A 6,220-nucleotide genomic window follows, 5' to 3' on the forward strand; every position below is an offset into this window, starting at 1 on the left:
TAACCTGGTGGCGTGACCCGCCCCGAGGACCCCGCCGCGCTCGCCCCTCGCCTGCGCATCGTCGCCGCCCGGCTCAACCGCCTGGCTCGCAACGCCACCCCGGAGGCGCACCTCACGCCGTCGCAGGAGTCCGCGATGCGCATGATCCGCAAGCGTGGCCCGCTCACCACCGCCGAGCTCGCCGAGATCGAGCACGTCCGCCCGCAGTCCATGGGACAGGTGGTGCGCGCGCTCGGTGAGGCGGGCCTGGTCGACCGCACTCCCGACCCCGACGACGGCCGCCGCGAGCTCCTCGCGCTCAGCGACGCGGGGGAGGAGTCCCTCGCCGCCGTGTCCCGCGAGCGTGACGCCGCGTTCGCGTCCCTGCTCGCCGAGCGCCTGGCCGACGCGGACCGTGACGCCCTCGCCGCCGCGCTCCCGCTGCTCGAGACCCTGGTCGCGGAGAGGTGACGCCCACCCAGGGCTTCGGCGCCCGGTTCGCGCTCCCCGTGCTGACGGGGCCGGCGATGAACCCGCTCAACACCACCATGATCGCGGTGGCGCTGGTGCCCATCGCCGAGGCGACCGGGGTGACCGTCGCCCAGGTGATGTGGCTGGTCGCCGGCCTGTACCTGGTCAGCTCGGTCGGCCAGCCCGCGTGCGGTCGCCTCGCCGACATCTACGGGCCCCGGCGCGTCTACCTCGCGGGCCTGACCGCGACGGCGATCGGCGGCATCGTCCCCGCGCTCTGGCCCACCTTCACCGGCGTCCTGGTCGCACGCCTGCTGATCGGCCTGGGGACCTCGGCCGCGTACCCCTCCTCGATGGCGCAGATCTCCGCCCAGTCCGCGCGCCTGCGCCGCGAGCCCCCGCCGATCCTGCTGTCCGGCCTGTCGATGGCCGCCCTCACCTCCATCTCGATCGGGCCGGTGCTCGGCGGGCTCCTGGTGCACTGGTTCGGGTGGCAGTCGATCTTCCTGGTCAACGTGCCCGTCGCGATCGCCGTCGCGGTCATGACGCTCCGGTGGCTGCCACGGGACGATGCGCGGGTCGCCCCGGGCACCTCCGTCGCCCGGGCGATCGACCTGCCCGGCATGGTGCTCTTCACGCTCACGCTCACCCCGACGCTGGTGTTCCTGCTCGACATCGACCAGCACCAGTGGTGGCTGCTCGCCGCGCCCGCTCTGGCCGGCCCGGCCCTGATCTGGCACGAGCGCCGCACCGAGCGCCCCTTCATCGACGTCCGCATGCTCGCCCGCAACCGCGCGCTGTCGCGTACCTACCTGCGATTCTTCCTCAGCTACGTGGGCATCTACCTGGTGACCTACTCCATGACGCCGTGGTTCCAGAGCGCCCGCGGTCTCGATGCCGACGTGACGGGACTGATGATGATCCCGGCCGCGGTGGTCGCCTTCGCCGCGAACCTCATCGTCGCCAGGCAGCCGCGCCCGCGGCGCACCCTGATCATCGCCGCAGGCGTGCCGCTCGTCGGCGGCGTCCTCGTGACGGCGATCCATACCGGCACGCCTCTCGCCTGGGTGCTCGCGGCGATCGCGCTGTTCGGCATCCCGCAGGGCCTGGTGTCGGTGACGAACCAGGCGGTGCTGTACCGGCAGGCCCCCGCGGGGCAGATCGGCACCGCGGCGGGACTGTCGCGCACCGCTCTCCAGATGGGGGCGATCGCCGCTTCGGTGGTGATCGCCGGCGCCGTGGGTGACACTCCGACCGATGCGAGCCTGCACACGGTCGGGATCGTGATCGCGGCGGTGTCCGCCGTGGTGCTGGTGCTGGTGGTCGCCGACCCGGGTCTGCGGTCGGACGTGCACCGCGTACGCGACGCGCGGCGGACGCGCCGGGAGAGCCGTTCGGCCCAGGGCGCCCCGGCGGGCTCCCACTAGTCTCGGACCATGTCCTCGAACTGGTCGCTCCTGCTCCCGGGCGTGATCGTCGCGATCGTCGCCGGCATCACCATCGGCGGCACCATCGACATCGGCCGCCGCACCGCCGAGCTCCGCGCGCGCCAGCGCCGCTTCGAGGCCGAGGGCCCGCTCGCGCTCGCGGCCGCGCATGACCTCCTGGTCGCGGGCATCCCGCGTGACCCGTCCTCGCTGGTCCCGCCGGAGGCGTTCGTCCGCCCGGTGCGCGACCAGGTCGCGACCCTGCAGCTCGGCTCGCGACGCGCGAAGTCCGAGCTCCCCGCGATCGCGATGCTCGACGGCCTGGACCGGCTGCTCGAGGAGATGACCGTGAGGGGCCGCATGCTCGACGCCGCCCTGGTCGCGGCCTTCAGCAAGGACCGTACGGAGGCCGAGACGCGGTTCATGCTCAAGCTCGCGCGCCAGGCGATCCAGCGCGACCCGCAGCCGGCGGGCGACGAGGTACCCGAGATCGATTCCGAGCCCGTCAACGCGATCCTCGAGGGTGACGCCGACCTCCGCGCCCGCATCGTCCAGTACCGCCACCTGCAGGAGCGTCTCTTCAACGTCGCCGACGCCTTCGTGGATCACTGGTGGGTGGTGCGCGGGCTGCGCCTCGACGCCGCCGCCCGCACCGCGACCGCGACCCTCGAGGGCGGGCCCGTCGCCCGGTGGCGCGTGGCCCGCGACATCGACCGCAAGCTGCACGCGGACATCGTCCACGACTTCCTGCCGCGCTGGCAGGAGCTCACCGCGGCGCTCGGGAAGGGCAGCGCGGCGCGCTAGCCGTGACACCACGGCCCGACGCGCGCCGGGTCTAGGCTCGGCCCCATGGAGACCACCACGCCCGCACCGTTCACCGTGATCCCGAACCGGCGCCCCGCGTCCGACGAGGAGCGGTGGCTCGCGATGGAGGACCCGGTCTTCGGCAAGGTCTTCACCGACCACATGGCGCGCGCGACCTGGCGCGACGGTGAGGGCTGGACCCAGCGTCGCATCGTCCCCCTCGCCCCCCTCCCGATGCACCCCGGCGCCGCCGTCCTCCACTATGCGCAGCAGGCCTTCGAGGGCCTCAAGGCGTACCGGCACGAGGACGACTCCATCCACCTGTTCCGTCCCGAGCGCAACGCCGCCCGCCTGGCCGCGTCCGCGCGCCGGCTCGCCCTGCCCGAGCTCCCGGCCGAGGACTTCCTGGCCTCCCTCGAGGAGCTCGTGACCATCGACCAGCAGTGGGTCCCCGGCACGCCCGGCGCGAGCCTCTACCTGCGGCCGCTGCTCATCGCGACCGAGCCCAGCCTCCTGGTCCAGCCGTCCGACGAGGTCGACTACCTGGTCACCGCGTCGCCCGTGGGCGCCTACATCGCGACCGGCGACCAGGGCGCCTCGATCTGGGTGTCGAAGGGCTACCACCGCGCCAACGCGGGCGGCACCGGCGAGGCCAAGACCGCCGGCAACTACGCGGCGAGCATGCTCCCGCAGCTCGAGGCCAAGGCCCACGGCTGCCAGCAGGTGCTGTTCCTCGACGCCAAGGAGGACCGCTACGTCGAGGAGCTCGGCGGCATGAACCTCATGGCGGTGCGCGCCGACGGCACGGTGCTCACGCCGTCCCTGAGCGGCACCATCCTCCCGGGCGTCACCCGCGACTCGATCCTCACGCTGCTGAAGGACTCCGGGCGCACCGTCGAGGAGCGCGACATCGAGCTCGCCGAGATCCTCGAGGGGATCGAGGCGGGGGAGATCGTCGAGCTGTTCGCCTGCGGCACCGCCGCCGTGGTGACGGCCATCGGTCGCCTGGTCTCCGACGACTTCGACGTGACCGTGGGCGACGGTTCGCCGGGCCCGGTGGGAGCTGAGATGGTCGGCGCGCTGACCGACATCCAGTACGGCCGCGCCGAGGACACGCACGGCTGGCTCCACCGGGTGGTCTGATGCGGACGATGCGCGCCGTGGGCGTCGCGCTCGCTCTCGCGTGGGTGCTCGCCGGGTGCACGGGCGGCGACGATGCGTCGACGTCGCCGAGCGCGTCGACGCCCGCCGCGTCCGCGAGCCCCTCTGTCGCGACACCGTCGGCGACGCCCTCGGCCGCGCAGATGCCCACGCCGTCGCCCACCGCATCGTCCTCCCCGGACCCCGCCGGTCCGGTACCCGTGACCGCCGCGAACCTCGAGGATGCGCTCGCGACCGCGGGCTTCGAATGCGGCGACCTCGACGGGGTGCTCAACTGCGCGATCGGCGGGTCGAACGTGCCGTTCGGCGTGCCCGACGACTGGGCCGCCGACACCGAGCTGCGTCGCGATGCCTGCGAGCAGGGGTACCTGTCCGCCGACTATCAGGTGGTCGGCGACGACGCGACCTGGTACGCCGCGCCGGATTACGTGGAGGACGCCGAGACCCTCATCGAACGGCTCGCCGCGGCGGGCTACACGACGGACTTCTTCGACTACTGCCCGGCCTGACGGGGCACCGCCCGGTGTCGGCGCGCGGCCGTACAGTGAGGCGGTGCCCGCGAACGACTACACCCTCACACGACGCCGGATGAAGAACATCCGGATGACGGTCCGCGCGGGGACCGGCGAGGTGCGGGTGTCCGCGCCGCTGCGGACGCCGCGCCGGGTCATCGACGCCTGGGTGGAGTCGAAGGCGGAGTGGATCGAGCTGCAGCGGTCGAAGGCGCTCGCCGCGCCCGCCCCGCTCGCCCCCGGTCCCGAGGCGGACGCGCTGCGGCGAGAGCTCCGGCCCGTGCTCGCGGAGCTGGTCGCGGCATGGGTGCCGCGCATGGGCGTGCCCGAGCCGACCTGGCGTGTCCGGATCATGCGCTCGCGGTGGGGCAGCTGCAATAAGGACGCGCGCTCGCTGAACTTCAGCCTCGAGCTCGCGCGCAAGGACCGGCACCTGGTCGAGTACGTGGTGGTCCACGAGCTCGCGCACCTGATCGAGTCCAATCACGGTCCCGGCTTCTACGCGGTCATGGACGCGCACCTGCCCGATTGGAAGTCGCGGCGCGCGGAGCTCAACGGCCGCTGAGCTGCGTCTGCTCGCTCCGCCCCCACCGTCTCGTCGTCTCACCGTCTTCTGCTGCGGGGAAGCCAGCGCCCCTCCCGAGCGATCCCCGACTCCTGCGGGAGACTCACAGCCCTTGGGCCGATTCCTGCAGCGGCTCCGCGTGCGGGGCTGTGGGGACGTGGTGTCGCGCGGATAGTGTCGTCGCATGCGTGAGGGAGATCTGCTCCGTCCGGACGGGCGCCGGGTCCATTGGTACGACGGCGGGCCAGAGGACGCCGAGCTGGTGCTGTTCTGGCACCACGGCACGCCGAACATCGGTCAGCCTCCCGGTCCCCTGATGGCGCCCGTGACCGAGCGCGGCTGGCGGTGGATCTCGCTGGACCGCCCGGGGTACGGGGGATCGGACCGGCGGGAGGGACGATGCGTGGCGGACGTGGTCGAAGACGTCGCCGACGCCGCGGCGGCGCTGGCGGTGCCCCGGTTCGCGGTGGTCGGGCACTCGGGTGGAGGGCCTCACGCGCTCGCCTGCGCGGCTGTGCTCGGGCCGGAGCGTGTGCGGGCGGCGGTGTCGATCGCGGGTCTGGCGCCGTTCGGCGCCCCCGGCCTGGACTGGTTCGGGGGCATGGCCCCCGGCGGACGCTCCGAGCTGGAGGCCGCCGCTCTCGGACCGGCCGCGCTCGCGGCACAGCTCGAGAGCGAGGAGTGGGATCCCGAGAGCTTCACCCCCGGTGACCACGCCGCGCTCGAGGGGGAGTGGGGCTGGTTCGGTTCGGTGGTGGAGGCGGCGCTCTCCCTCGGACCGGACGGGATGATCGACGACGACGTCGCCTATGTGTCCGACTGGGGGTGCGCGGTGGAGGACGCCGGGAGCGTGCCGGTGCTGGTCGCGCATGGGGAGGACGACCGTGTGGTGCCGGCGGCTCACGGGCGGTGGCTGGCGGACGCGATCCCGGGCGCCGAGGCGAGATTTCTCGAGGATTCCGGGCACATCTCGGTCCTCCTGGACGCTGGGGCGCTGCTGAACTGGCTCGAGACCCACGCCTAGAGCCGATCTACCAGGGGCGACACGCCCGGGTGTCACGACACGCCCAGCGGATTGGACATGCCCGAAACACCTGTGTAACTTATTCCGAGTTGCCAGGGACGAGGTCCGAAAGGAACGAGGCCCTGAACCTCCAGATCACAGCTGATCGAGACTGCGTAAGCGGTCGGACGAGCGTATGCTGGAGGTCCTCCTCGAACCGAGACACACCGACACGGTGAGTTGACATGGTGCGAGAGAGTGTGTAACTTAGGAGAGTTGCCCCGAGCGAGGTCCTGAG

General features: G+C 72.7%; 7 protein-coding genes. All 7 read left to right on the top strand.

What is annotated here, in order from left to right; all coding sequences use genetic code 11:
* Positions 1–12: 12 nt before the first annotated feature.
* The 7 genes from QQX10_RS12435 (at position 13) to QQX10_RS12465 (ending at position 5,943) form a co-directional block, all read left to right on the top strand.
* Positions 13–450, top strand: a complete 438-nt coding sequence (locus QQX10_RS12435; RefSeq protein ID WP_301121216.1) for a MarR family winged helix-turn-helix transcriptional regulator — start codon at positions 13–15, stop codon at positions 448–450.
* Positions 447–1,877 carry an MFS transporter gene (locus QQX10_RS12440; RefSeq protein WP_301121218.1) on the top strand — a complete coding sequence of 477 codons (1,431 nt, stop codon included), beginning with the start codon at positions 447–449 and terminating at the stop codon, positions 1,875–1,877. The genes QQX10_RS12435 and QQX10_RS12440 overlap by 4 nt, the downstream gene beginning before the upstream one ends.
* A gap of 9 nt (positions 1,878–1,886) precedes the next feature.
* Positions 1,887–2,681, top strand: a complete 795-nt coding sequence (locus QQX10_RS12445) for a hypothetical protein (RefSeq protein ID WP_301121220.1) — start codon at positions 1,887–1,889, stop codon at positions 2,679–2,681.
* 45 nt (positions 2,682–2,726) lie between these two features.
* Complete coding sequence (locus tag QQX10_RS12450) at positions 2,727–3,824, top strand: branched-chain amino acid aminotransferase (protein WP_301121223.1); 1,098 nt, start codon at positions 2,727–2,729, stop codon at positions 3,822–3,824.
* Positions 3,824–4,351 carry a hypothetical protein gene (locus tag QQX10_RS12455; RefSeq protein ID WP_301144567.1) on the top strand — a complete coding sequence of 176 codons (528 nt, stop codon included), beginning with the start codon at positions 3,824–3,826 and terminating at the stop codon, positions 4,349–4,351. Before QQX10_RS12450 ends, QQX10_RS12455 begins: the two co-directional genes overlap by 1 nt.
* A gap of 43 nt (positions 4,352–4,394) precedes the next feature.
* Positions 4,395–4,919: a M48 family metallopeptidase gene (locus tag QQX10_RS12460; protein ID WP_301121227.1), complete on the top strand. Its 525-nt coding sequence runs from the start codon at positions 4,395–4,397 to the stop codon at positions 4,917–4,919.
* A gap of 184 nt (positions 4,920–5,103) precedes the next feature.
* On the top strand, positions 5,104–5,943 hold the full coding sequence (locus QQX10_RS12465) for an alpha/beta fold hydrolase (RefSeq protein ID WP_301121229.1): 840 nt from the start codon (positions 5,104–5,106) through the stop codon (positions 5,941–5,943).
* The last annotated feature ends 277 nt before the right edge of the window (positions 5,944–6,220 follow it).

This window comes from Demequina lignilytica (assembly GCF_030418305.1).
In the GTDB taxonomy this organism is placed as follows: Bacteria; Actinomycetota; Actinomycetes; order Actinomycetales; family Demequinaceae; genus Demequina; species Demequina lignilytica.

Coding starts and splice junctions, on each gene's coding strand:
- QQX10_RS12445 (WP_301121220.1), top strand. CDS start 1,887: ATGTCCTCGAACTGGTCGCTCCTGCTCCCGGGCGTGATCGTCGCGATC.
- QQX10_RS12465 (WP_301121229.1), top strand. CDS start 5,104: ATGCGTGAGGGAGATCTGCTCCGTCCGGACGGGCGCCGGGTCCATTGG.
- QQX10_RS12450 (WP_301121223.1), top strand. CDS start 2,727: ATGGAGACCACCACGCCCGCACCGTTCACCGTGATCCCGAACCGGCGC.
- QQX10_RS12455 (WP_301144567.1), top strand. CDS start 3,824: ATGCGGACGATGCGCGCCGTGGGCGTCGCGCTCGCTCTCGCGTGGGTG.